General features: G+C 37.0%; 21 protein-coding genes, 1 tRNA gene and 3 pseudogenes. 14 read left to right on the top strand and 11 right to left on the bottom strand.

Features of this window, described 5'->3' with window-relative positions; all coding sequences use genetic code 11:
* Nucleotides 1-27: 27 nt before the first annotated feature.
* The 5 genes and pseudogenes from A3835_03185 to aspS form a co-directional block, all read right to left on the bottom strand.
* A tRNA-Met gene (locus tag A3835_03185) sits at nucleotides 28-104 on the bottom strand.
* Between the two features lie 123 nt (nucleotides 105-227).
* Nucleotides 228-746 carry an inorganic pyrophosphatase gene (locus A3835_03190; GenBank protein ORI08554.1) on the bottom strand — a complete coding sequence of 173 codons (519 nt, stop codon included), beginning with the start codon at nucleotides 744-746 and terminating at the stop codon, nucleotides 228-230.
* Nucleotides 747-816: 70 nt separating this feature from the next.
* Complete coding sequence (locus A3835_03195) at nucleotides 817-1152, bottom strand: hypothetical protein (protein ID ORI08555.1); 336 nt, start codon at nucleotides 1150-1152, stop codon at nucleotides 817-819.
* A gap of 109 nt (nucleotides 1153-1261) precedes the next feature.
* Nucleotides 1262-1831 carry an adenylate kinase gene (locus tag A3835_03200; protein ID ORI08556.1) on the bottom strand — a complete coding sequence of 190 codons (570 nt, stop codon included), beginning with the start codon at nucleotides 1829-1831 and terminating at the stop codon, nucleotides 1262-1264.
* Nucleotides 1832-2021: 190 nt separating this feature from the next.
* Nucleotides 2022-3778: pseudogene (gene aspS / locus A3835_03205) on the bottom strand (aspartate--tRNA ligase).
* A gap of 92 nt (nucleotides 3779-3870) precedes the next feature.
* On the opposite strand from aspS, the gene pnk reads away from it, so the two are divergent.
* From pnk to A3835_03270, 13 genes and pseudogenes are all read left to right on the top strand, one after another.
* Nucleotides 3871-4746, top strand: a complete 876-nt coding sequence (gene pnk, locus A3835_03210) for an NAD(+) kinase (GenBank protein ORI08758.1) — start codon at nucleotides 3871-3873, stop codon at nucleotides 4744-4746.
* On the top strand, nucleotides 4739-6259 hold the full coding sequence (locus tag A3835_03215) for a DNA recombination protein RecN (GenBank protein ORI08557.1): 1521 nt from the start codon (nucleotides 4739-4741) through the stop codon (nucleotides 6257-6259). Before pnk ends, A3835_03215 begins: the two co-directional genes overlap by 8 nt.
* A gap of 87 nt (nucleotides 6260-6346) precedes the next feature.
* On the top strand, nucleotides 6347-7603 hold the full coding sequence (locus tag A3835_03220; GenBank protein ID ORI08558.1) for a diguanylate cyclase response regulator: 1257 nt from the start codon (nucleotides 6347-6349) through the stop codon (nucleotides 7601-7603).
* The gene (locus A3835_03225; protein ID ORI08559.1) at nucleotides 7600-8385 is read left to right on the top strand and encodes a hydrolase TatD; all 786 of its coding nucleotides are present in this window, start codon (nucleotides 7600-7602) and stop codon (nucleotides 8383-8385) included. The genes A3835_03220 and A3835_03225 overlap by 4 nt, the downstream gene beginning before the upstream one ends.
* A gap of 64 nt (nucleotides 8386-8449) precedes the next feature.
* Nucleotides 8450-9661, top strand: a complete 1212-nt coding sequence (locus tag A3835_03230; GenBank protein ORI08560.1) for a lytic transglycosylase — start codon at nucleotides 8450-8452, stop codon at nucleotides 9659-9661.
* Between the two features lie 16 nt (nucleotides 9662-9677).
* Nucleotides 9678-10505, top strand: a complete 828-nt coding sequence (locus A3835_03235; GenBank protein ID ORI08759.1) for a hypothetical protein — start codon at nucleotides 9678-9680, stop codon at nucleotides 10503-10505.
* Nucleotides 10506-10562: 57 nt separating this feature from the next.
* A complete protein-coding gene (gene hisB, locus A3835_03240; GenBank protein ORI08760.1) occupies nucleotides 10563-11096 on the top strand; it encodes an imidazoleglycerol-phosphate dehydratase in 534 nt (177 codons plus the stop codon).
* A complete protein-coding gene (locus A3835_03245) occupies nucleotides 11093-11581 on the top strand; it encodes a 3-deoxy-D-manno-octulosonate 8-phosphate phosphatase (protein ID ORI08561.1) in 489 nt (162 codons plus the stop codon). Before hisB ends, A3835_03245 begins: the two co-directional genes overlap by 4 nt.
* Nucleotides 11572-12099 carry an LPS export ABC transporter periplasmic protein LptC gene (locus A3835_03250; GenBank protein ORI08562.1) on the top strand — a complete coding sequence of 176 codons (528 nt, stop codon included), beginning with the start codon at nucleotides 11572-11574 and terminating at the stop codon, nucleotides 12097-12099. Before A3835_03245 ends, A3835_03250 begins: the two co-directional genes overlap by 10 nt.
* Complete coding sequence (locus A3835_03255; GenBank protein ID ORI08563.1) at nucleotides 12072-12548, top strand: lipopolysaccharide transport periplasmic protein LptA; 477 nt, start codon at nucleotides 12072-12074, stop codon at nucleotides 12546-12548. The genes A3835_03250 and A3835_03255 overlap by 28 nt, the downstream gene beginning before the upstream one ends.
* Nucleotides 12545-13159, top strand: coding sequence for a YihA family ribosome biogenesis GTP-binding protein (locus A3835_03260; protein ID ORI08564.1), 615 nt, complete (start codon nucleotides 12545-12547; stop codon nucleotides 13157-13159). The genes A3835_03255 and A3835_03260 overlap by 4 nt, the downstream gene beginning before the upstream one ends.
* Nucleotide 13160: 1 nt before the next feature.
* Nucleotides 13161-13652, top strand: a complete 492-nt coding sequence (locus tag A3835_03265) for a hypothetical protein (protein ID ORI08761.1) — start codon at nucleotides 13161-13163, stop codon at nucleotides 13650-13652.
* Nucleotides 13649-15486, top strand: a pseudogene (locus A3835_03270) (penicillin-binding protein 2). Before A3835_03265 ends, A3835_03270 begins: the two are co-directional and overlap by 4 nt.
* A gap of 280 nt (nucleotides 15487-15766) precedes the next feature.
* On the opposite strand, the gene A3835_03275 reads toward A3835_03270, so the two are convergent.
* On the bottom strand, nucleotides 15767-16447 hold the full coding sequence (locus A3835_03275; GenBank protein ID ORI08565.1) for a 7-cyano-7-deazaguanine synthase: 681 nt from the start codon (nucleotides 16445-16447) through the stop codon (nucleotides 15767-15769).
* A 58-nt stretch (nucleotides 16448-16505) separates the two neighbouring features.
* Here A3835_03275 and A3835_03280 point away from each other — a divergent pair, with 58 nt between their 5' ends.
* Nucleotides 16506-16952, top strand: coding sequence for an rRNA maturation RNase YbeY (locus A3835_03280; GenBank protein ID ORI08566.1), 447 nt, complete (start codon nucleotides 16506-16508; stop codon nucleotides 16950-16952).
* Here A3835_03280 and A3835_03285 read toward each other — a convergent pair.
* The 5 genes and pseudogenes from A3835_03285 to A3835_03305 all read right to left on the bottom strand — a co-directional run bounded on the left by A3835_03285 (nucleotide 16941) and on the right by A3835_03305 (nucleotide 21422).
* A complete protein-coding gene (locus A3835_03285; protein ORI08567.1) occupies nucleotides 16941-17924 on the bottom strand; it encodes a ferrochelatase in 984 nt (327 codons plus the stop codon). The genes A3835_03280 and A3835_03285 overlap by 12 nt on opposite strands.
* A pseudogene (locus A3835_03290) lies at nucleotides 17925-19846 on the bottom strand (methionine--tRNA ligase). It lies immediately after the preceding gene.
* A gap of 15 nt (nucleotides 19847-19861) precedes the next feature.
* Nucleotides 19862-20080 carry a hypothetical protein gene (locus tag A3835_03295; protein ID ORI08568.1) on the bottom strand — a complete coding sequence of 73 codons (219 nt, stop codon included), beginning with the start codon at nucleotides 20078-20080 and terminating at the stop codon, nucleotides 19862-19864.
* Complete coding sequence (locus tag A3835_03300) at nucleotides 20080-20943, bottom strand: fructose-bisphosphatase (protein ID ORI08569.1); 864 nt, start codon at nucleotides 20941-20943, stop codon at nucleotides 20080-20082. The genes A3835_03295 and A3835_03300 overlap by 1 nt, the downstream gene beginning before the upstream one ends.
* A complete protein-coding gene (locus tag A3835_03305) occupies nucleotides 20943-21422 on the bottom strand; it encodes a molybdopterin-guanine dinucleotide biosynthesis protein MobB (protein ID ORI08570.1) in 480 nt (159 codons plus the stop codon). The genes A3835_03300 and A3835_03305 overlap by 1 nt, the downstream gene beginning before the upstream one ends.
* Nucleotides 21423-21442 lie beyond the last annotated feature (20 nt).

Raw genomic sequence — 21442 nt, forward strand, 5'->3', positions numbered from 1 at the left:
TTAATTTTTTAGTGTTGATAAAGTAAGTGGTGGGTTCACCAGGACTCGAACCTGGGACCATCCGGTTATGAGCCGGATGCTCTAACCAACTGAGCTATGAACCCGCAGTTGAAAGAAAATCGTATTATACAAGAAAAAGCTTATCTAAATATAAAAATAACTCTTTTTTTCTAGCATATAAAACTGAGAAATTTTTAAAGTAAAAGCCCTAAAAATAGGGCTTAAAATCATTTATAATTTTTAATTGCGGTGTCTAAAATTTCTTTTGCAGCATTTGCATCTTTAAATTCTTTAACTTTGACCCATTTGTTTGGCTCAAGAATTTTATAAGTTTCAAAGAAATTTTTGATCTTATTTAGTGTTGCAACTGGCAGATCCTCGTAGCTTTTTATCGCATCATATCTTGGATCGATCTTTGTAACCGGCACAGCCAAAAGCTTTTCGTCCATACCCGCCTCATCTTCCATCACCAAAACGCCTATCAAGCGGCAAGGAATGACACTACCAGCTTGGAGCGGATACTCATTTAGTACCAAAATATCAGCTGGATCGCCGTCAGCCGCAAGTGTATTTGGTACAAAGCCGTAGTTTGCTGGGTAAAACATCGCTGAGTAAAGCACACGATCAACTACGACAGCACCGCTATCTTTGTCAATTTCATATTTAATATTTGAGCCATAAGGTATTTCGATTACGGCATTTATTTTGTCTGGGTTTGAGCCAGCTTTGATCTTTGAAACGTCCATATATTCGTCCTTTTTATTAGAAATTTTCGTGATTTTAGTATTTTTTGCATTAAATACGCGTAAAATTTAACTACTTTATAACCTCTATGCTATCGACATCGATCTCTGTTTTCATAAGGTCTTTATCCACTTCGCCTCTTATTCTTAAAGGCGTATATTCGTTGGCTGTTATGTTACCCCATTTTTTGTTGTCGATCTCAATAATAATGACATCACCATTTTTATCGATAAATTCATATTTGTCTGATTTTATGTGCGATTTTATTTTGCCCTCAAGTACGACTTTAGCGTCGTCTTTTAGTTTCAAAGCCTCTTTTGCGCTTATCGTTTCGCTTGAGTGCTTTGATGTGAAGCCCCCAGCCATTGCGATGCTAGCAGCTAGTGAAGCGATTATGATTTTTTTCATTTTTATCCTTTTAGAATTTGTTGTAAAAATTTAAAAGGATATTACATTTTTGATGTTAATGAAAAGTAAGTTTTAAAACCTTGCACCTTTTGATGCAAGGTCTGTAAATTTATAAAAGTTTAGCTAGTAAATTTTTGATATCGGCCACGATCTCGTCTATACCGCGTTCACCGTTTACTACATGAAGTAGTTCTTTTTTGCTGTAAAATTCACGGATAGGCACGATCGGATCAAGATATACTTTCATGCGGTTATTAAACACTTCGTTGTTGTCATCAGCACCTCTTGCACGGCCGAGCACTCTTGCCCTTGCCACATCTTCGCTAACGTCTACTTCGATGACGCCTTTAAGAGAAATTTCTTTTTGCTCGCTTAATACCTTGTCAAGCTCTGTCATTTGCTCAACGCTTCTTGGGTAGCCATCTATTATGATGTTTGATTTTTCTGAGCCTTTAATGGCTGATACGATCGCATTTACGACAACATCAAGCGGAACTAAATTTCCTTTTGAGATAAAGCCATCTATCAGCTTACCAAGCTCGCTACCGCTAGCTACTTCAGCTCTTAAAAGATCACCAGTCGAAAAGTGTGCAAATTTCTCATCTTGCTGTGCGATGAGTGATGCGTCTGTCGTTTTGCCGCTGCCTGGAGCGCCTATGATTAAAAATAAATTCTTCATTCTTTCCCTTTTTATATTTTTTAAGTGTCTTTGAGTGAGTTTGAAAATTTCACCCTGCAGCAGACTATATGTCTAGCTTTGGGATGAAATTTTCTACACAACATCCAAAATCATCTAAAAAATTTAATCTTTAAAATAAAATAACTCAAATTTAGACATCCAAAAAGTCCAAATTTATTACAACAAAATTTTAAGCCTTTTGCTCTTTTTCTCTTATCCTTAGTCCTAGCTCCCTAAGCTGCTCGTTACTAGCGTGGCTTGGTGCTTTTGTGAGTGGGCACTGAGCACGCTGTGTTTTAGGGAATGCTATAACATCACGAATTGAGCCTGCTTTATTTACAAGCATATTTAGCCTGTCAAATCCGATCGCGATACCACCATGTGGAGGCGCGCCAAATGTCAATGCATCAAGCAAGAAGCCAAATTTCTCACGCTGCTCCTCTTCGTCTATGCCAAGAAGCTTAAAGACCTTTTGTTGGATGTCATTTTTATGAATTCTTATACTTCCGCCGCCAAGCTCAAAGCCGTTTAGCACAACGTCGTGAGCGATAGAGAGAATGTCCTCAAGATCAGGCTCGTCTATATTTTTTGGCATTGTGAATGGATGGTGCATCGCAGAGTAGCTACCATCATCATTTTGCTCAAACATTGGGAAGTCAAGCACCCATAAAAACTCAAGTTTGTCTTGATCGATGATATTCATTTGCTCAGCTAGGAAAATTCTAAATCTTCCCATGTAGTCAAGCACGACTTTTTTCTTGCCAGCACCAAAAAATACGACGTCGCCAACTTTTAGTTCACATCTTGAGACGATCTCGTCAAGATCGCTTTGCTCGAAAAATTTACAAAGTGGGCCTTTTAAACCATCTTCTTTCATCTGGAAGTAGCCAAGACCTTGCGCGCCAAATTTACGTACAAATTCCTCAAATCTATTCATCTCACGCTTGCTAAAGATATTGTCACCATTTGGTACTTTTAGCGCTTTTATGCGGTTTTTCTTCTTATCTTTTGCGATAGAGCTAAAAATTTCATTGCTTGAGCGCTCGAAAATATCGATCACATCGACCATTTTGAGGTCATATCTAAGATCAGGCTTATCTGAGCCATAAGTCTCGGTCGCCTCTTTGTAGCTCATGCGTCTAAATGGCGTTTTAATATCGTATCCGCAGGCTTTAAAGATATCTTTTAGCATCGTTTCAGCCATATTTATGATATCTTCTTGCTCCACAAAGCTCATTTCGATATCTATTTGGGTAAATTCTGGTTGGCGATCAGCCTTAGGTCTTCGTCACGGAAGCATTTTGCTATCTGAAAATACTTATCAAAGCCAGAACACATCAAAAGCTGTTTAAATAGCTGTGGGCTTTGTGGTAGCGCATAAAACTGCCCCGGATATACACGGCTTGGCACTAGATAGTCTCTCGCACCTTCTGGTGTTGCACGTGTTAAAACAGGAGTTTCAAACTCGATAAAGCCCATTTTATCGAGGCTGTTTCTAGCTGCTATCGCCGCACGAGAGCGCATTTTAAAGATATTTTGTAAGCGTTCGCTTCTAAGATCTAGAAAGCGGTATTTTAGCCTGATGTCCTCATTTACGCTCTCATCGCCTATCATAAATGGTAGCGGCTCGCTTGGATTTTCGATGATTAGCTCGCTTACTATTACTTCTATCTCGCCAGTTTTTAGCTTTGGATTGGTTAGTCCTTCGCCTCTAGCTCTTACTTTTCCTTTTGCTTTTAAGACATATTCATCTCTTACTTTTGCAGCAATATCATGTGCTTCTTTGCTGTCAGCCGGGTCACAAACTAACTGTATAAGCCCGCTAACGTCTCTTAAGTCGATGAAAACAACGCCGCCGTGGTCTCTATATGTGTTTGCCCAGCCACAAAGTATTACTTCTTTACCGATATCAGCTTTGCTAAGATCGGTGCAATAATGACTTCGCATAAAATGCTCCTTTGCAATGTTTTTTAGGCAATTATAATCGCTTTTTTCTTTTGAAAAGCTTTGTTAAAATAAAATATGTTACAATCATTTACATGAAAAATGAACAAAAATTTAATACTTTTTGCACAAAAAAAGTAGGACTTATTGCTAAAGATTATCCATTATTTAGGCAAGATTTAGAAAAATTAGAAAAAATTTTAAAAAAGTATAACGCAGAAATTTTGCTTGAAAAAAATTGTGCTAAGCGCATAGAAAAAAGTGGTTTTGAGCTGATAAAACTAGCCAAAGAGTGTGAATTTCTGATCACTCTTGGCGGAGATGGCACGATCATTTCAACTTGTAGAAAGCTAGCCCACATCTCGCCACTTGTCCTTGGCATACACGCTGGTAGACTCGGATTTCTAACTGACATAATGATTAATGAGAGTGAGAAATTTTTTAAAGACTTTTTTGATGGTAAATTTGAGGTAGAAATGCCTTTTATGCTCGATGTCACGCTTCACAAAAATGATGGCAAAACTGAGCAAAAGATAGCATTTAACGATGCAGTCATCGTTAGTAAAAATGGCGGTTCGATGACACATATCGAGGCACTTTTAAATGAAAAATATTTTAATTCATATTTTGGAGACGGCGTTATAGTAGCGACACCTGCTGGAACCACGGCATATAACATGAGCGCAAATGGCCCTATTATCTATCCATTAAGCGAAGTTTTTACAGTAACTCCTATCTGCTCGCACTCACTTACACAGCGTCCAGTCGTGCTCACAAAAAATCATACGGTTAAATTTAGAACAAATAGCGATGCGATTTTGGTACTTGATGGTCAAGATAGGTTTGATATGAGTAAAATTTCAGCCGTTAGCATGAGTCTTAGCGATAAAAAAGCGAGGCTGATACGCCATATTGGTAGAGATTATTTTCAAATTTTAAAAGAGAAACTTCACTGGGGTTATAATGATTGATCGAATTTTGATTAAAGATTATCTAAATTTTAAAAATGTCGAGCTAAATTTCAAAGAAGGTCTTAGTGTATTTACGGGCGTTAGCGGCGCTGGCAAGTCCGTACTAATGAGCGCGATCATGGCTGTTTTTGGCCTAAAAGATAGCGAGGCAAGGCTCATTGAAGCTGACGTGGAGCATAAATTTGAGCTTGATGAGTTTGGCATAGAAAACGAAGAGGTCAATATTTTCAAGCTTTTAAAAGATAAGAGCACGAGGTATTTTATAAACCAACAAGCCATCTCAAAGAAAAATTTAGCCCAAGTGGCGCGCGAGCACATCAAATATCTCTCGGCAAAAGAGGCAAATGAATTTGAAAATGAGAAATTTCTAAATTTGCTTGATAGGCTAGAAATTTCAAAAAATGAGAAATTTAAAGAGATAAAACAAGAATTTGAAGAGGCGTTTTTAGAATTTTCCAAAATTTCAAAAGAGCTAGCCACTATAAAAGAGGAAGAGAAAAAGGTCGAGGAGCTAAAGGAGCTTGCTAGCTTTGAGATCGAGAAGATAAGAAGTGTCGGGCCTAAAAAAGGCGAGTTTGAAGAGCTTATGGAGACTAAAAAGAGGCTTAGTAAAAAGGATAAGATAAATGAGGCGTGGGCTAGGGCTGAGCGGATATTTGAGCTAGAGCACAGCGTAAATGAAGCACTAAGCATTAGTGACCTTGACAATGGCTTTTTTGAAGATGCAATGAACGAGCTAAGGGTTGCAAGAGATAGCCTAAATATGGAAGAGCTTGACGATATCGATGTTGAGAGTGTGCTTGATAGGATAGAGGCACTAAATGCCATCATTAGGCGGTACGGCAGCGAAGAAGAGGCATTAGAAGCGCTTGCTAAAAAGGAAAAAGAGCTTGCCAGGTATGAAAATTTAAGTTTTGAAAAGAGTGAGCTTGAGAAGAAATTTGAAATTTTAAGCAAAAAAGCGAATGATCTAGCCAGCGCTTTAAGCAAGGCAAGGGGCGTAAATTTAAAAGAGCTTGAGAGTATGATAAATTTATACCTAAAAGAGCTTTATATGCCGGATATCACGCTAAAAATAGAAGAAAAAAGACTTGATATTTTAGGGCTTGATGAGGTTTGTTTAAATTTAAATGAGACCTCGCTTAAAAATTTAAGTTCAGGCGAGCTAAACCGCCTAAGACTGGCTTTTATAGCCGCATCTAGTGAGATCACAAAAACGGGCGGTGATGTCATCATACTTGATGAAATAGATGCAAATTTAAGCGGAAAAGAGGCTATGAGTATCGCAAATGTTTTGCTTAAGCTTGCAAATTTTTATCAAATTTTTGCCATTTCACATCAACCGCAGCTTAGCTCAAAGGCAAATTCTCACTTTTTGGTAGAGCGTCATGGAGAAAACTCTGTCGTAAGAGAGCTTGATAAAGATGAACGAGTGAGCGAATTAGCACGTATGATAAGCGGTGAGCACATAAGTGAAGAGGCAATAAATTTTGCGAAAGGGCTTTTAAAGTAGCTTAATTTAAATTATTAATTTAAGCTTTATAAATAAATTTATTTGATAAAATCGCCACTAATTTGATAAAATTTTTGTAGGAATAATATGGAAAGAATCCTTGTAGTTGATGATAATAAGGCGTTAGCAAAGCTGATTGTTATGCAAATGGAAAAGAGTATTGATGAGATGGCAATTGATGTCGCATATAGTTTTGCCGAGGCTCAAATGCTAATTAATGAGCATGACAAAGATTATTTTATGACTATTTTGGATTTAAATTTGCCAGATGCTCCAAATGGCGAGATCGTTGATTATGCACTTTCCAAAGGACTTTCAGCTATTGTTTTAACAGGTAGCATTGATGATGAAACAAGGGAAAAATTTATAAATAAAGATATTGTTGATTATGTTTATAAAGGGAATATGGATGATATCAACTATATCTTCCAAATGATAAATAGACTGAGCAAAAATAGACAATACAAGGTTTTGGTTGTTGAAGATTCGCTCCCTTTTAGAAATATGATAAAAAAGATATTAACTAGCCTTCAGTTTAAAGTTTTGGCTGCGGCTCATGGCGAAGAGGCAATGAGTTATTTTGCAGATAATCCTGATATAAATCTTATAATAACTGATTATAGAATGCCGGTAAAAGATGGCCTTGAAGTTTTAAAAGAGGTTAGAAAAGAAAAAGATAAAAATAGTCTTGGCGTAATTGTTATGACATCTCCTAGCGAAAAGACTGACGCATCAATATTTTTAAAAAATGGTGCGAGCGACTTTATAGCAAAACCATTTTCAAAAGAAGAGCTAATATGTCGTGTTAATAATACGATTGAAGCGATGGAAAATATAAATAAGATAGCAAATTTTGCAAATCGTGACTTCTTGACCGGGGTTTATAATAGAAGATTTTTTTATTCCGACGTGGAAGAGTATGTTCAAGCAGCTGAAGAGACCAATGAGCCTTATGCTTTTGCAATGATTGATATTGATTATTTTAAGAAGATAAATGATACATATGGCCATGATGGCGGAGATAGGACACTAAAATCAATCGCAAAAATTTTAAATGACAATACAAAAGGAAGCGATATTGTTGCAAGATTTGGTGGCGAAGAGTTTTGCGTTGTGCTTAAAAAGATAAGCAGAGAAGAAGCTGTCAAATTTTTTGTAAATTTACGAGCAAAAGTGGCTGAAAATGAAGTAGTTATAAAAAAACAAAAAATAAGAGTGACCATATCTATAGGTGTATCTTTTGGCAATGGGCATTGCGAGATAGATGATATGCTTGAAGCTTGCGATTCGGCACTTTACACCGCAAAAGAAAATGGTAGAAATAGAGTAGAAATAGCTTTATGATTATAGATACGCATTGCCATTTGGATAGTAAAATTTATGATCTTGACCTTGATAAAATTTTAGACGAAGCTAGAAAATTGGGGATAGATGGCTTTATTATCCCTGGAGCTGATATCAATGATTTACCAAAATCGGCTAAAATATCGCACGAAAACAGCGACATTTTCTTTGCTGCTGGAGTTCATCCATATGATAAAGAGAGTTTTAGCATTGAAATTTTAAGAAATTTTGCTAAAGATGAAAAGTGTGTGGCAATAGGTGAATGTGGTCTAGACTACTTTCGCTTGCCAAAAGATGAAAATGAAAAGATAAAAGAGAAAGAGGAGCAAAAACGTATTTTTTTAGCTCAACTTGATTTGGCTGTTGAGTTAAAAAAACCCGTTATTCTTCACATTAGGGAGGCTAATGAGGACTCTTTTAATATCTTAAAAGAGTATGCACCAAAGCTTGAAGCCGGAGCGATTTTGCATTGTTATAATGCTTCGCCACTTCTTTTAGAGCTTTGTAAATTTGGGAATTTTTACTTTGGCATAGGCGGTGTTTTAACATTTAAAAATGCTAAAAATTTAGTCGAAATTTTGCCAAAAATCCCATTTGACAGGATAGTTATTGAAACTGACGCTCCTTATCTCACGCCAGAACCAAATCGCGGCAAGAGAAATGAGCCGGCGTTTACGACATTTGTTGCTAAAAAGATAGCTGAAATTTTAAACCTTGAGTTTGAAGTTGTTTGTGAAAAAACTTCAAATAATGCCAAAAGGTTGTTTAAGTGCTTTGCTTAAATTTTGAGCGTTGCACTTGTTTAAGATGCTAGCATCTTAAGTTTTGACACGAAAAAGGATAGAAATGAAAGCAATGCTTAAAATATTTTTAATATTTGCATGTAGTACCTTGCTACTAGCAAATACGCCTGAAAAGAGCTCATACGACACTCAGGTAAAAATTTTAAAAGAGCTGGACATTGATGCTAGCTTTATGAAGACTTCTCACTATGCAAAGATGAGGCAAGGTATCAAACAATCACAACTTGAAACATTTACAGAAGCTCTAAAAAATGGTTATATGTATATACCGATGGTAAAAGAGCAGATCAAAAAATCAGGCGTACCCGAGTCATTCTTTTATCTAGCTATGATAGAATCAGGCTTTTCAAATCACACAGTCTCAAACGCAAAAGCTACTGGCGTGTGGCAGTTTATGGAGCAAACGGCTAGACTGCATGGTCTAAAGGTAGGACAGTATGTCGATGAGAGAAAAGATCCAGTAGAGTCTACTGTTGCAGCTACAAATTATCTAAAGTCGCTTAAAAATCAATTTGGTAAGTGGTATCTAGCAGCTATGGCCTATAACTGCGGCGATGGAGCCTTAAAAAGAGCTATACAAAAAGCTGGTACAGATGACCTTGTAACGCTTCTTGACGCAGAGAAAAAATACCTTCCAGCCGAAACTAGAAATTTTGTTATCAAAATTTTAAGAGCAGCATATACCGCAAAAGACGCGGACTTCTTGATGTCTAAAGATTCATCTTTATTGAACATAAACGGAGGACTAAAGCTTGTAAAAGTAAAAGTACCTGGCGGTACAAATTTAGCTCAAATAGGCGATAGTATCGGCCTTAGTACAAAAAAGATGAAAAATAACAACCCACATTTAAAATTTGTATTTACTCCACCAACCCTAAAAGATTATTATGTTTATATCCCTGAAAATAAAAAACAGCTTTTTGCAGAAAATTTCAAGCCATTTAACGGTAAAAATAATTTTTATACCTACGTTGTAAAAAAAGGCGAAACATTACTTTCTATCTCTAAAAAAACAGGTGTTAGTCATAGAGCGATCAAGGACTACAACGAGCTTAGCACAAATGCCGTAAGCTATAATCAAAAACTAATTATTCCATTTTCTGCCCAAAATAAATCTCAAAACTATATAGTCCAAACTGGTGATACGATAGCTTCTTTATCTAAAAAATTTAATGTAAGCGAAAAAGATTTAAAAGATGCAAATTCTTTTGCTAGTTCAAATTTAAATGTTGGAGCAAATATTGTCATACCATAAGAGCCTAAAATTTTATATAGGACTAAGTTTTACTCTTCTAGTTACTGGTTGCTCTTGGAACGGGGCACCATTTACACCAAGTGGCCCAACTAATGTAAAGGGCAACAATTCAGCTTCTATCCAAAAAGCAACAATGAGACCTTACACGATAAATGGCAAAACATACTACCCAACCGTTGTAAGTGTGGGTGATAAGGCAAGTGGTACGGCAAGCTGGTACGGTCCAAATTTTCATGGCAAAACAACCTCAAATGGCGAAATTTATAATATGTATAACATGACTGCAGCACATAAAACTTTGCCGATGAATACAATCCTTAAAGTAACAAATTTAAGAAATCAAAAAAGCGTCATTGTGCGTGTAAATGATCGTGGACCTTTTGTGGCTGATAGAGTTTTAGACCTTTCAAAGGCGGCTGCAACTAAACTTGATATTATCGGTACAGGCACAGCTCCAGTCAGTATGGAAGTCATAGGCTTTAATGAAGATATTAATGCTATTGCAAGCATTAACACTCAAGCAAAACCGACAAGCACTGGCATAAAAGTGCCAAATCCAGTCTCTCCGACAGCTCCAACTGGAGGCATTATTATTTCGTCAGAGCAACGAGTCGTAGGTGGAGATTTTATGGTGCAAATTGGCTCATTTAAAAACCTTGAGGGCGCAAACAGATATCAAAGAGAACATCAAAGCATAGATGGCTATAAGTCGGTAGTTAGGACATTTACTATAGATGGCTCGACCATTTATAGGGTATTTTTAAATGGCTTTAGAAGTGAGGACGAGGCTAGGGATTACGCAAGAAGCGGTAAATTCCAAGGTGCATTTATAGTAAGAGGTTAGGGCGTGAGAGAAGAAATTTTAGAACTAACTAGAAATACAAAAGAGACACAAATCTCAATGAAGCTTAAAATTTATGGCTCTGGGGTTGCAAAGATAAGCACAGGTATTGGCTTTTTTGACCATATGCTTGAGGCATTTACCAAGCATTCTTTGATTGATCTTGAAATTTTATGCAAGGGCGATACACATGTGGATTTTCATCACAGCGTTGAGGATGTCGGCATAGTTTTGGGTCAGCTTTTAAAAGAGACCTTGTATCCATTAAGTGGCGTTGAGAGATTTGGCGAGGCAAGCGTTGTTATGGATGAGGCGGCTGTTTTTTGTGCGCTAGATCTTAGCAATAGAGCCTACCTCGTATATGAAAATTTTAATGAAAATGCTAAAGTAGGGGAGTTTGACACGGAGCTTGTTGAGGAGTTTTTTAGGGCAGTTGCTGTAAATTCTGGTATCACACTTCATCTAAATCAAATTCGCGGTAAAAACACTCACCATATCATCGAAGCTACTTTTAAATCATTTGCAGTCGCACTTCGTAGAGCTCTTGCTAAAAACGCAAGGATAGGCACACCAAGCACAAAGGGTGTTTTATGATAGAGATTATATTTTTAGACATTGATGGTTGCATGACTGATGGCAAGATCATATACAATGCAAATGGTGAAGAGCTTAAATTTTTTGATGTAAAAGATGGCTATGCGATAGAAAGCTGGTTAAAGCTTGGCAAGAAAGTAGCTATCATCACTGGCAGAAAGTCAGCCATCGTTGAGCGAAGAGCAGAGGATCTAAAGATAAATCACGTCTATCAAGGTGTTGGTGATAAATTTGAAGTGGCGAGTGAGATATTAAAATTTGAAGGGCTTAACTTTAAAAACGCAGCAGCTATCGGTGATGACTACAATGACTATAAAATTTTAAATGCAGTTGCTTGGAGCTTTAAGCCAAAAAATGCGATAAAAGAGCTTGATGTAAAGACAAAACTAAAGCACAAAGGTGGCAATGGCGCGGTTAGAGAGATGATCGAGCTTATTATAAAATCAGAAAATTTATATGACGAGTGGTCGAAGCGTTGGTTGTAAAAATTTTCTACTTCGTCGTGGCTATTTTTAGTGTCGTGATGATATTTCTGGCAGCTCAAGATCCATATCTTGCAAATGTTTTAAAGATCGATACAAAGATATCAAATATGCAGATAAATGATGTGATAGATTATGAGATAAATTCCACAAAAATAAGCGGAGTCTATGAGGCTGACGAGCTAAATAGATACAATGATAAAGATGAATTTTTGAGTTTTAAAGCAAAAATTTTAAGAGGAAATTTAAAACATTTTTTAAACTCAGACAAAGCAATCTCACAAAATGACGAAATCATCTTTCAAAAGAATGCGAACTATGAAAACAACGATAGTTTGAGATTTATAAGTGACGAAGTGATATATGGAACAAAAACAAAAATAGTAAGATCTGAAGCAAATTTCACGCTCATAAGAAATAATGATAAGGCACTGGGTGAGAGTGGAAGCTATGATCTTGGCAAGAAACAAACGCAGGTAAAAGGGTTAAGGGCATGGGTAGAAGAAAATCAGCGATTTTAGCGGTGATATTGGGTTTTACATTTTTAAATGCAGAGCAAGTTGAAATCACATCAAATGATTTTTTTGCAGATGAGAATAAGCAAACTAGTGAATTTATAGGTAATGTAAATATCAAAAAGGGCTCATTTGATGAGCTTAAGGCAGATAAGGTGGTCGTCTATTTTGACAAAAAACGCCAACCTATAAAATATGTGGCTACTGGCAATGCTAGAGCAAGAATTTTTATAAAAGATAAGCACTACGACGGCAAAGGCAATACTCTTACATACGAGCCAGAAAAACAGATCTATACTGTTAGTGGAAATGGCTATTTGCATGAAGTAGAAACTGATAAGAATGTTTATGGTGAAAAGATAGTTGTTAATCAAAAAGATGGCACGTATAGTGTAAATAGTGATGAAAAAAAGCCTGTTAAGTTTATCTTTCAGGTAGAGGAAAAAGATAAGTGATAAGGCCACTAGGTGCTAAATTTATCACATCAAGTCCAAGTATAAAAGAGGCTCCAAGCTTCGTAACAAGCGAAGTTGTCTTTTTGGGTAGATCAAATGTTGGTAAAAGCAGCCTCATAAATACACTTGTAAATCAAAAAAATCTAGCCAAAAGCTCATCGACTCCTGGTAAAACTCAGCTTATAAATTTTTTTGAGGCCGAGTTTTGTGAGCAAAAAGATGAGCAGGAAGAAAAAGATAAATTTAAGCTCATTTTGGTTGATTTGCCAGGCTTTGGCTATGCAAAAGTGGCAAAAACAAAGCATGATGAATGGCGCAAAAATTTAGATGAGTTTTTGAAATTTAGAAGCGACATTAGACTTTTTATACATCTAATTGACGCTAGACATTTTGATTTAGACATAGACGTAAATGTAGATGCTTATCTAAAAAGCTTTTTAAGGGCTGATCAGAAAATTTTAAATTTATATACAAAAAGCGATAAGCTAAATCAAAGCCAAAAGAGTGCGGTAATGAAATTTGACCCAAGCGGTATCTTGGTCTCAACTCTTAATAAAAGCGGTATCGAAAAGGCTAGAGAAGCCATCATGAATAACGCTCTTGGTAGATAAAATGCAAACCATAAGCAGCTTAGATATTAAAATTTTTAAAGAATTTTGGTGGGCTGTTTTTTTATTCTCATATGAGATCGCAACTACGCAATTTGGCTTTTTGCCACCACTCATTGGTATTTTTTTTACTTATATGATTTTGGAGTATTCAAGAAAACAAAAGCAATACGACGAGTTTAAGCACAATTGGTACTTTGCGATAATTTTTATAATATTTGCTGAGCAAATTCATGGATTTCATCTTTTTTCAACAATTATTGCATTTTTGCTTTTTTATAATTTTATTTTAGACTGGCTATATACCACGATGAAGTGGCGAAACTGCCTACTTATCATCTTTGTAGCAGCTGGATATACTTTAACATTTCTTGTAAATAATCTATTTGCTTACGTTTTAAATGAGCAAAATTTAGCATTTTCGTCTGAATATCTATTTTTTATAGCATTTGAAAGTATTTTTGCTATTGTTCTTTTTAGGGATAAAGTGCTATGAGAATGCGCATAGTCTTTAGTGTGATCGCTCTTTTTTGGATTATACTTTTGGGACGAATTTATCACCTAAGCATAAACTCAAATACCTACTACAATGAGATCGCAGAACAAAACGCGATAAAGACTATCTATATTCCGCCAGTTAGGGGTATTATTTTTGATACACATGATAAGCCAATGGCTGTTAATCGTCTTGGCTTTTCAGTATCCATTAGACCTCATTTAAGTGCTAATAAAAAGGTAAAAATTTTAGATGATGAGCTAGCTTACATTGGCTCACTATTTAGCGATCTAAATGTTACAAAGCTTAAAAATGAATACACAAAAAATGACTCAGCTTATAACCAAGATTTTATAAATGTGGTCGAATTTATTGATTATGATAAATTTTTACCATTTTTTGCATCGCTTTCTTTGCGTGAAAATTTAGAGATAAGGCCCGCTTCAAAACGCCATTATCCGTATAACGATCTAGCTTCTCACATTATCGGCTATGTCGGTAGGGCAAATCAAAAAGATATGGATAATGATCCTTTGACAAAGCTTACAAATTACATTGGTAGAAGTGGTGTGGAGCGGTTTTATAATCCTATTTTGCAAGGAATACAAGGCTTTAAAAAAATAAAGGTAAATGCCTTAAATGAAGAGGTTGAGCAGGTAAATTACCAAGCGCCACAAAGTCAAAATATCAAGCTTGCAGTCGATCTTGAGCTTCAGCAGTTTGTGGCCGATGTCTTTGGCAAAGATGCAGGAAGCGTCATAGTTATGAGTCTAAAAGACGGTGCTATCATAGCTGCTGGTAGCTTTCCAGAGTACGATCTAAACCCATTTGTACTTGGAATTTCTCAGCCTGAATGGGAAGAGCTTGTAAAAAACGTCGATCACCCTTTTACAAACAAGCTAATAAACGGCCTTTATCCGCCAGGTTCGGTCGTAAAAATGGGTATGGCGCTAGCGTTTTTGGATAATGGCATGAGTAAATACGATAGCTTTTTTTGTAGTGGCTCGTATGAGCTTGGAGGACGTAAATTTCGCTGCTGGAACTCTCACGGACATGGAAATGTTAATATGAATACGGCAATTAGAGAGAGCTGTGATGATTATTTTTATAAAGGTAGTCAAAAGATCGGCATAGACGCTATTGTACCGATACTTGAGCGTATGGGGTTTGGTAGAAAAACCGAGGTTGATTTACCAAATGAATTTGTAGGGACTTTGCCAAGTAGAGAGTGGAAGATGAGAAAGTATGGCAAAGCGTGGTTTCAAGGCGAGACCCTTATCACTTCTATCGGACAGGGAAATTTCTTGGTCACGCCTATGCAAGTGGCAAAATATACAGCAGGCCTTGCAACTGGGCTAAATGTGACTCCACATTTTTTAAAGAGCATTGATGACAAGGATGTTGATTTTACACCAACAGATGATGCTTTTACGCCGTTTGAGAAGTCGCAGTTACCAGCCATTAGGCATGCAATGTATGAAGTGGCAAATCACCCAAGAGGAACGGCAAATAGGCATTTTATTGGAAGCCTAGTTAAAGTTGCTGCAAAGACCGGTACTGCCCAGGTAGTTGGAATTTCTCAAACTGAAAAGAAGCGTATGAAAGAAGAGGATATGGCGTATTTGCAAAGATCCCATGCATGGATGACTACATATGCGCCCTATGAAGATCCGCAATATGTCATTACAATGGTTATCGAGCATGGTGCCATGGCGGAAGTGCGGCTGGGCCAAAAATTGCTCAAATTTATAATAAACTTGTTGAAATGGGATATATAAATTTAGAAAAAATCCAAAGTGATCAAAATAAAAAACAAGACAACAAGAAAAAATAAAGATCACTAAAAAGCTGTGGCAGTAACCACTTACTTATAAATTTTTACCTTGTGCTTGGTGCGTTTTGGCTAAATTTATCAACTACTTTTTAATCCTCCTTATTAAATTTTGGCAAGGTTGACTGAGAATTTATGTTTTTGGTAGGTAGCAAGAGTCTAAGCGTTGATATATCTTTAAATCTTAACAAAATGTGGTGATTAGGAAAAATATCAATTTCCAAAATGTTTAAATATAGTAAAACGTAGCAAAGCAAGATATCTCTTTGCTACTTTTAGAGGCTCATAAGGAAAATTTTTGATTTTTATATGAGATTTTATCAGTAGCATTTGCCTTTTTAAAGCCATTTAGCCTTAATCTACAGCTATCGCAAAGTCCGCATGCCTCGTCCTCGCTCTCGTAGCAGCTCCAAGTAAGCTCTAGTGGCGAGTCAAGCTCAAGCGACTTTGCTACGATGTCAGCTTTGCTTAAATTTACAAGTGGAGTAATTATCTCGCACGAAAAACTAGGCGATGTACCCAAATTTATAGCCTTGTTTATGCTTTTTATGAAGCTTTCTTTGCAGTCAGGATAGCCTGAACTATCTTCTTCTACGACACCGATATAGATAGCTTGTGCATTTTCTTTTTCGGCAAGTGCGGCAGCGACTGAGATAAAAATACCATTTCGAAAAGGCACGTAAGTATTTGGCACATCTTTTTCCACCCCATCTTTTCTTATTTGTAAGCTTTCATCAGTCAAAGAATTTCCGCCTATTTGGGCAATAAAGCTAACATCCAAACTCATCTTTTTTGTAATGCCTAATCTTTCACAAATTTCGTTAAATGCAAGTTTTTCGCGTTTCATCGTTCTTTGGCCATAGTCAAAATGAAGTGCTACAATATCATACCCAGCCTTTTTTGCCATTACAGCACAAAGCGTACTATCCATACCGCCACTCATTATACAAACTGCTTTTTTCATATTTTGCCTTTTATTTTTGCTAGAATTATACAAAAAGTTACTAAGGAAAGAGCCTAAAATGATACTTTGCGAAGAGAGCTATCCAAAAATTTTAGATGAAATTTGTGAATATTTGACACTAGGAGAAATCGAGCTAGTTTTTGTCGATAAAGAAGAGATGAGAGAACTGAATAAAACTGAGCGAGGCATTGATAAAACGACAGATGTTTTAAGTTTTCCGCTTGAGCTTGTCATTCACGCCCCACTTGGCTCAATCGTTATAAACAAAGATATAGTAAAAGAAAAAGCTGCAGAGCTAAATCATAGCGAAGATGCCGAAACCGCACTACTTTTTACACATGGATTGCTTCATATCTTGGGATTTGATCATGAAAAAGATGATGGCGAAATGAGAGAAAAAGAGTGCGAGGTTATCAAGAAATTTGAGCTGCCTAAAAGTCTAATCGTAAGAAGTGAGGATGTTAGGCTAATTGATCTTATAAATAATAAAAATTTAAAAGAGTAGATTTTCTTCAGATGCTTTGTGAAGCTCTTCTAAAAGCTCCTCTTTTTGGCATAAAATCAATATATAGATAAAATTTTTAAGCTTTTTTATCTCGCTTAAATTTTTAAAGTAGATTGCGTTTTGTACTTTTAATAACGAGCCTTCTGGTAAGCAAATTTTTATCTCATCAGGGCTAAATTTTTTATTTAAAAATATACTTTGGCTTATGAATAAATCTTCATCGCTTTCAGTAATTATGGCTCTAAAGCTATTTCCAAAACTAGTAGGAATAAAATTTTTATCTATAAAAATCGGGTCAAAATGCCCGTGAATCCTACCTTCGTAAGGCTTAAATGAAATTTTATTGCTATCAAGAAATTTTAAAAGCCCATAAAACATCCCAGCAAAAACTCGTGGTATGTTTAAGTTTTGATAGTATGTTTGCTTAAATACTGTGTTTGTAAAAAAGATCGAGCTTGGATTTATCTCGTGCATAGTCGTATCTGTGTAAATGGTCTCAAAAAGAGGCGATATTCGCTGAAGTGTTCTTGTGTCATCGCCAAAAAAGACATCAAAGACCTTTGCGTGAAAAATTTGATTAAAAAGCTCAGTGATATTTTTTGACATGACGTGTGCGTTAGAGCCAAGCTTTGATTTTTCTAAAAAGTCATTTATAAAAGGATTTACGGCGCAAAATTTTAAATCTTTGTGAGTAGCCTCAAATCTCATGAGTTTTATCATGGCGGTTTGTAAGCTACTAACTTTTAAAAAAGCGATCTCTTTATCGATAATTGGCACATTATCTTCGCTAATTATGGCGTATGCGCCTTGTTTAATCGCTGTTTCTATGTCGCTATCATTTGCGTTTAAGCAAATATATGCAAAGCCACGTCTTACATGCTTTAGCTCGAAAACAAACTCGCTTACGCTAGTTATCGTCGGTGCATTTAGAGCCTCGGCATTTATTAGACGAGTTAAATTTTCTATTGTCATTTAGCCAACGATCGCGCCATTTTTAACTTTACCTTGCGTACCAAGAAGTGTTAGCGAGCCATCAGATGCGCTTAGGATCATGCCTTGAGAGACATATTTTTTCATCATCGTTCGCTCTTTTAAATTTGCTAAAACGCAAACTTGCTTACCAATAAGCGAGCTAGGCTCGTAGTATTTTGCGATGCCAGAAAGAATTTGACGTGGCTGCTCCTCGCCAAGATCTATCTTAAATTTAAGCAGTTTCTCACTACCCTCGACTCTCTCGCACTCGAGCACTTCACCTACTTTTATCACCACCTTTGCAAAGTCATCAATGCTAATGATATCTTCCTCTCTTTTCTCTTCTTTTGGCTCAGTTTTTACCTCAACCTTTGGCTCATTTGCCTCGCTCATTAGCTCTTTTTCTATCCTTGGGAAAAGTGGCTCAGTGGCTTTTGCCACAAAATTTAAAATTTCATTTTTTAAGACAAGATTCTCGTAAGAAGCTGTGTCTATGCTAAAGCCAAGCGTGTCAGCTATCTTAGCACAAGTTTTTGGCATGGCTGGACTAAGTAGTATCGCCACTTTTGCAAGCAAATTCGCACAAAGTGCCACAAGCGCGTTTGCCTCGTCAGTTTTGCCAGCTTTTACAAGTGACCATGGCTCATACTTCGCAACGGCTGCGTTTGCAAGCGTTACGACTTTCCAAAGATCCTCTAAATAGCGGTTTGTAGCTAAAATTTCTAAATTTTTATAGCCTCATCAAGGTAGCCTTTTGCTTCATCAAGCTCAGCTTTGTGAAATTTGAGCACATCTTTTGAGCCGATTTTATAGTCGCTATACTTTGCACTCATGCCAACAATGCGACTTAGCAGGTTACCAAGTCCGTTGCCAAGCTCTGAGTTTATGCGCTCGATCAAAGCCTTTTGGCTGTAGTCGCCATCTTGACCAAATGGTACCTCTCTAAGCAAAAAGTATCTGAAATTTTCAAGTCCATAAGCGTTTGCAACCTCTCTTGGGTTTATAACATTACCCTTACTTTTGCTCATCTTTTCGCCATTTATGGTCCACCAGCCGTGCGCTGCTACGTGTTTTGGTAATGGCAAGCCAAGACTCATCAAAAATGCTGGCCAGTAAACTGCGTGAAAACGTAAAATATCTTTGCCAACGATGTGAGTAGTGTATGGCCAAAGATCCATTCTAGCGTCATCTCTTGAATATCCTAGTGTTGTTAGGTAGTTTATAAGCGCGTCAAGCCAGACGTACATAACGTGCTTTTCATCGTTTGCGCTCTTTGGTAGCTTTATGCCCCAGTCAAAGCTCGTTCTAGTTACTGAAAGATCTTTTAGTCCACCTTTTACAAAGCTTACGACCTCGTTTTTCTTACCTTTTGGGATGACGCAAAGCTCGTCATTTTCGTACCATTTTAAAAGCGCGTCTTCATATTTTGAAAGCTTGAAAAAGTAGCTCTCTTCTTTGACTAAAGACGTCACGCGGCCACAGTCTGGACAGTGGTTGTCTTCTAGTAGGTCTCTTTGGTTAAAAAAAGTTTCACAGCTAACGCAGTAAAATCCCTCATATTCGCCTTTGTAAATGTCGCCATTTGCTTGCATCTTTTCAAAGACATTTTGTACGGTTTGCTTGTGCTCTTCGTCGGTCGTTCTTATAAAATGATCATAGCTTATCTCAAACTCATCCCAAAGTGACCTAAATTTAGCGCTAATCTCGTCGGCGTACTCTTTTGGAGTCTTGCCTCTAGCACGAGCTGCTTGCTCGATCTTTTGTCCGTGCTCGTCTGTGCCCGTCATAAAGTAGGTCTCTTTGCCTTGCAAGCGGTTAAATCTAGCAAGTGTATCGGCGATGATGGTCGTATATGCGTGGCCAATGTGTGGCACGTCGTTTACATAGTATATTGGGGTCGTTATATAAGCTTTTTCTTTCATATTTTTCCTTTTATTTTAAAAATCAAATCCGCCATCGCTGCCAGTATTACCCTTTGACATCGAGTTATAGCAGCTATTTACGTACTCTTTTCTTGTCTCGCAGTCAAAAAATACTTCGCAACTAAAGCAGCTTTTTTGCCCTTTTTGGCTTTGGCACTCTTGCAAAATTTTTGCCTTTTGCTTTAAGGCTAGCTCAAATGCATCAAGTGACTCGCTTGCTTGTGTTTCTTGCATTATTTTTGCTCGTAAAATTTATGCAAAAGAGAAATTTCATCACGTGAGCCAAAAAAGCATGGCGTTGTTTGGTGAATTTTTTCTATTTTTATATCAAAAAGCGTTTGATTTTTACCGTTTGAGGTTGCGCCCTTTGCGTTTTCATATATGAAGGCAAATGGCAATACCTCAAAGACTACTCTTAGCTTGCCATTTGGATGATCGCTCGTTGCTGGGTAGCTAAAAAGACCGCCACCTTTTAGCAAAATTTGATGTAGGTCGCTTACCATCGCACCTGAGTATCTTAGTCTGTAGCCCTCGTTAAATAGCTCGTTTATAAAATTTCTATGTGTTTGGCTCCAGCCTTTTTGCGTGGCTCCCGTGGCATTTAGCTTGCCTTTTTCTTTTAGCTCAAGCTCTTTTACAAATTTAAACTCGCCATCTTTGCCAAGTCTATAAAATTTAGGCAAGGCGCCCTTTTTCTCGGCAATTACCAGCTCAAGTCTTGGACCATAGATGCTGTAAGCTGCGGCTATTAAATTTTCTGGTTTTACTTCATTTTCGTAGATACCAAAGATCGAGCCAACGGCAAAATTTACATCAACTAGGCTTGAGCCATCAAGCGGATCATAAGCGATTATAAATTTAGCATTTTTGTTTATCTCAAGCTCGTCCTCTTTTTCTTCGCTAATTAGTGCTTTTACGCAGGCAAGCTGCTTAAATTTAGCCGTGATGATCTCGTCGCTTTTGACATCAAGCTTTAGCTGGGTGTCGCCGGTCGCATTTTCGTGAGTTGTGTAGCCAAGATCGGCGTATTTTATCACTTCGCTTATCTCTTTTGCGATATATTTGATGGTGTTAAAAATTTGGTTTAGTTCTTGCATTATACAGCCTTTGCATTTTTGATTATCCACGCACAAATGGCGTCTATATCGTCTAAATTTATATTTTTTATCTCGTAAGGAATTTGTTTTTTGTATGTTGCGATAGCATCTGAAAAGCTAAGATATTTTTCATCTATTTCATCTTTAAAAACGCTTAATCTTGGTAGTGGAAGCGTCTTTAACCCCTCGACTAATAGCATATCAAACTCGCCTAGCATTTTAATGACGTCGCTAATTTCTTGTGGATTTTGTGAAAAATAAGTTGTTCTAGTCGGACTCATCACAACCACATCTGCTCCGGTTTGAGAAAATTTAAAGCTATCCTTGCCTTCAACATCAAATTTGGCCTTGTCGCCCGGGTCGTGTTTTACTATCGCGACTTTCAAACCATCATCTATAAATTTTTTTGCTACCTTTAAAATAAGAGTCGTTTTTCCGCTATTTGAAGGGCCAGAAAAAGCGATAGCAAGTCTTTTCATAAGAACCTTTTTTGTTAAAA

This window comes from Campylobacter concisus, assembly GCA_002092835.1.
Lineage (GTDB): Bacteria > Campylobacterota > Campylobacteria > Campylobacterales > Campylobacteraceae > Campylobacter_A > Campylobacter_A concisus_K.

Coding starts and splice junctions, on each gene's coding strand:
- A3835_03190 (ORI08554.1), bottom strand. CDS start 746: ATGGACGTTTCAAAGATCAAAGCTGGCTCAAACCCAGACAAAATAAAT.
- A3835_03195 (ORI08555.1), bottom strand. CDS start 1,152: ATGAAAAAAATCATAATCGCTTCACTAGCTGCTAGCATCGCAATGGCT.
- A3835_03200 (ORI08556.1), bottom strand. CDS start 1,831: ATGAAGAATTTATTTTTAATCATAGGCGCTCCAGGCAGCGGCAAAACG.
- pnk (ORI08758.1), top strand. CDS start 3,871: ATGAAAAATGAACAAAAATTTAATACTTTTTGCACAAAAAAAGTAGGA.
- A3835_03215 (ORI08557.1), top strand. CDS start 4,739: ATGATTGATCGAATTTTGATTAAAGATTATCTAAATTTTAAAAATGTC.
- A3835_03220 (ORI08558.1), top strand. CDS start 6,347: ATGGAAAGAATCCTTGTAGTTGATGATAATAAGGCGTTAGCAAAGCTG.
- A3835_03225 (ORI08559.1), top strand. CDS start 7,600: ATGATTATAGATACGCATTGCCATTTGGATAGTAAAATTTATGATCTT.
- A3835_03230 (ORI08560.1), top strand. CDS start 8,450: ATGAAAGCAATGCTTAAAATATTTTTAATATTTGCATGTAGTACCTTG.
- hisB (ORI08760.1), top strand. CDS start 10,563: ATGAAGCTTAAAATTTATGGCTCTGGGGTTGCAAAGATAAGCACAGGT.
- A3835_03245 (ORI08561.1), top strand. CDS start 11,093: ATGATAGAGATTATATTTTTAGACATTGATGGTTGCATGACTGATGGC.
- A3835_03255 (ORI08563.1), top strand. CDS start 12,072: ATGGGTAGAAGAAAATCAGCGATTTTAGCGGTGATATTGGGTTTTACA.
- A3835_03265 (ORI08761.1), top strand. CDS start 13,161: ATGCAAACCATAAGCAGCTTAGATATTAAAATTTTTAAAGAATTTTGG.
- A3835_03275 (ORI08565.1), bottom strand. CDS start 16,447: ATGAAAAAAGCAGTTTGTATAATGAGTGGCGGTATGGATAGTACGCTT.
- A3835_03280 (ORI08566.1), top strand. CDS start 16,506: ATGATACTTTGCGAAGAGAGCTATCCAAAAATTTTAGATGAAATTTGT.
- A3835_03285 (ORI08567.1), bottom strand. CDS start 17,924: ATGACAATAGAAAATTTAACTCGTCTAATAAATGCCGAGGCTCTAAAT.
- A3835_03295 (ORI08568.1), bottom strand. CDS start 20,080: ATGCAAGAAACACAAGCAAGCGAGTCACTTGATGCATTTGAGCTAGCC.
- A3835_03300 (ORI08569.1), bottom strand. CDS start 20,943: ATGCAAGAACTAAACCAAATTTTTAACACCATCAAATATATCGCAAAA.
- A3835_03305 (ORI08570.1), bottom strand. CDS start 21,422: ATGAAAAGACTTGCTATCGCTTTTTCTGGCCCTTCAAATAGCGGAAAA.